The following is a 3,559-nucleotide window of genomic DNA, read 5'->3' as shown; positions in this document are numbered from 1 at the left end:
AGTAATGATTTATCAACTCCGCTTAGAAGGTTCCAATTTTTATATAAATCAGCTAATTATCCTATAGTCTTATATAAGTTGCAAGAGTCAACGGATAATGAAGTTTTAGGACCATATGTGTTTGACTATTATGATTTTGGGAAGTTGCCGCCCTTTTATACCAAAAAGATTGACCACTGGGGTTATTTTAATGGAGATAATAATTTAACAGAATCATTAATTCCCGAAGAGGTAATATTATCTGACGGAACGATTTTTTATCCTCAGCGTGAACCGAATTCATCGGTTTTACATTATGATATGTTAAAAACTGTTACCCATCCTTTGGGAGGTACAGTAACTTTTGAATACATGCCTAATTCATATATATATTCTGGATCAGTTTTCGGCAATTCGATTAATTATTCCGTCCATACTGAAAAGGAAGGAGGTGGTTTACGCGTTTCTAAGATTTCGTATTCAGGAGACGAGTTTTCATCCAAAATTGATAGGAGTTATAATTATTCTAACGGCATTCTGTATATGAAACCTGTATACACTACGTCAGGTATTATTGATTTTCCTGGTTATGTAGATGCAAGTTATACTGAGAGTAATAGATTTTCTTTTTTTCCCCTTGGGGAAACACCAATTACCTACGAAAAAGTAATTGAAACTTACAGTAATAATAGTAGCAAAGAATCGATTTATTCAACATCATTGCAATATCCTGATTTCATTTATGGCAATAGTAATTCTTCGTTTTTAATTAAACGACCGATTTGTAAATTTGATATACTAAGGGGTATGGTGAATAGAGAGATTTTTTATGACAAGACAAATACGCCTGTAAAAGAAGTTGTTTACACATACACCAATTATAGAGATAGTAATATTTTTGGCATGCATCATGTAAGTCCAATTAGTCAATCTCTTTTGGATGTTCCTGGGTACTGGTATACTTATTTTATTTACACAGGAGTAAAATATTTAACGGAGAAGGCGACTACTAGTTTTTTTGATTCTGGTGCGGTACTTGAAAAAGAAACTTACGACTATACTCAGGATAATGATGAGGCAGCACTAGATGTTTTTTTGTTAAAGAAGGCCTGTTCAATTGGTTCAAGTGGAGAAAGTTATTGTAAAATGTTTCAGTATCCAACATCTATTAATTTCGATGTATATAGGGATATGATTAGTAAAAATATGTTGAGTATACCCATAGAAACAATAGAGTTGAAAGGCGACAATGTGATTGCAGCCAAATTGGTTAAATATTATACTACGATTTATGACCAAATTGTTCCACGATCTGTTTTCAATTTGAAAAATTATTTAATTCCATCTGATTATTATGTTAAGTTCAAAGGAGCTATTATGGATCCTCATTATAATTTGGAACCAGAGTTATCTTTTCTTAATCATGATGATAAATCAAATGTTTTGAATTTCAGAGATGTTGAAAAAGGTGAAACTTCAATACTCTGGAATAATAATAAAACAGTGCCTATTGCTGTTATTGATAATTGCATTAATGAATTTATTCCGTGGGCAAATTCGGGTACGCCAGAGGAAATTGACCTTGGTATTGTTGGATTGTCAAATTACTTGTCTGTTGATGAGGAGTTTAAAGTATTTACACTTTTGGAGGGCATCGAAATAGACAATGCCAATGATTATGTAAAGATCAAACTATTACATTATGATAATATAGATGGTTTAAGTAATTATTTGCAATTTGTTTTTGTTAATGAGGTTACTGGTGAGAAAACTTATAGTAGCATGGGAATTGGATACTATCCAGGTACTAGGGATATTAATTTGTTTTTAGGTACTTATACATTAAAAATATATTTTAATAGTGATCTGGATATTGATTCAGAATTAGATTTGAATGTTAAATTGTTTAATTACCTAATTGGGTCATCTTCAAAATGTTTTTTTGAAGATTTTGAAGAGTATCCTGATGAATCCAAGTTAAGCAGGAATTGTAAAACTGGATATTTCTCATATAGAGGAGTTTATTCAATACCTGCAAAGTCATTTGTCCCAGGCGATTATCGTTTATGCTATTGGACGAGTACAGATGGTCTCAGGTGGGATCTTACGGAAAGGGCAATTTCGGTAGGAGTAACTGATATTCCAATAGGGGAATCTTCAATGTATATTGATGATGTTCGTGTTTTTCCTGAAGGCGCCCGCATGACCACCTATACTTACGACCCATTGAAAGGGATGACTTCCCAGACAGACATAAATAATATGACCAGATATTATGATTATGATATGTTTGGACGACTGATTGGAGAGCGAGATTTTAATAAGGATATTGTTAATTCAACAAGATACAATTATGCCAATAATGGTTATAATCCCCAATTATCCATTACTCATCAAACAAGTGATGGTAGGGTTACCTATTCTGTTTCTGGTATTGATGATCAAACTGAATTATCAATAGATTTTGGTGATGGAGGTGTTAAGAGTGATAAAACCTGGGGCTATTATTTGTACCCGACAAAAGGAGAGTATCAAATAGTTTTGTCGACCTCACATCCTATTTATGGAAATGTGGTTAAGTCCCAGATTGTAAGATTTACAGAAACCATGAGTTCATCAATGCAAGTAACTGTAAATGGTGGAACCATTACTTGTTCAGCAACCGCTTATTTAGATTCCTATTTCTATCCCCTTGTTTCTTATTCATGGTCTTTTGGAGATGGAAGCTCTTCAGTTAATCAGTATGCTACCCATAGTTATGCAACATCTGGTACTTATTTGGTGCGGTGCACAGTTTCTAATCAATTTTTTGGTACCACAATACATGAAAAGGAAATTTCAGTAATTGTTGGGGATCCTATAATTACAGCAACCTGGATGGGTGGAAATGATTTTGTTTGCTGGCCTTGTAGTAGTGGTGGTAGTCCTGAATTCATAACTTTAGAATTACATGCAGAAGGGATAGATTTAAGGAAGGCACAGGTGTTTTATCAATTCCAGAGATGTGCTGCGGAATATTTGCAAGATTGCCAGTTTCATGATCATACACCTTGGGAGGAGACTCCATTGGTTGGAGCTAATTATGTAGAATTTAATGTTTGTGATATTGAGTCTGCTCGTGCTGAAAAGTATCGTGGGCGATTTAGGGTGGTGTATAATGGGATCAGTTATTACTCTAATATCTATGAGGGAGAAGGGTATCGCCCTTGCTTATAATAAGGCTCGCATAATTATTAACATAATTGGACATGGTTAATATGTCTAAATCAGCAAATTCAGTTTTCAAGTGAATTGAACATTGTTTCATTACCCTTAATGTTTTTATTATGAAAATAAAGTTTATTTTTTTATTGAATATTATACTTTTGTTTGTATTCAATAGTTTTTCGCAATCCCCACAAACACAAACTAACTATATACAAAAATCAATTGTAAAGAAAATGGGAGTTAAGACTTTCGAGGAAGTGGAAGCACTTACTTCGGAGGATAAGAACGTAGTAATAGATTATTATGATGGATTGGGTCGTTCTATGCAGAATGTGGCATGGCAAGCTTCCCCTGCAAAAATGGATATAGTTCA

2 protein-coding genes are annotated in these 3,559 nt (G+C 33.6%); both read left to right on the top strand.

All coding sequences use genetic code 11. The annotated features are described in order from the left end of the window. The first annotated feature begins 78 nt into the window (after window positions 1–78). A complete protein-coding gene (locus tag JCM15548_RS20105) occupies window positions 79–3,195 on the top strand; it encodes a PKD domain-containing protein (RefSeq protein ID WP_062128969.1) in 3,117 nt (1,038 codons plus the stop codon). Window positions 3,196–3,305: 110 nt separating this feature from the next. After that, the coding region (locus JCM15548_RS24805) for a DUF6443 domain-containing protein (RefSeq protein WP_227626068.1) at window positions 3,306–3,559 on the top strand (254 nt) is incomplete at its 3' end.

This window comes from Geofilum rubicundum JCM 15548, from assembly GCF_000974365.1.
In the GTDB taxonomy this organism is placed as follows: Bacteria; Bacteroidota; Bacteroidia; order Bacteroidales; family Marinilabiliaceae; genus Geofilum; species Geofilum rubicundum.
This window is presented reverse-complemented; position numbering and strand designations above follow the sequence as displayed.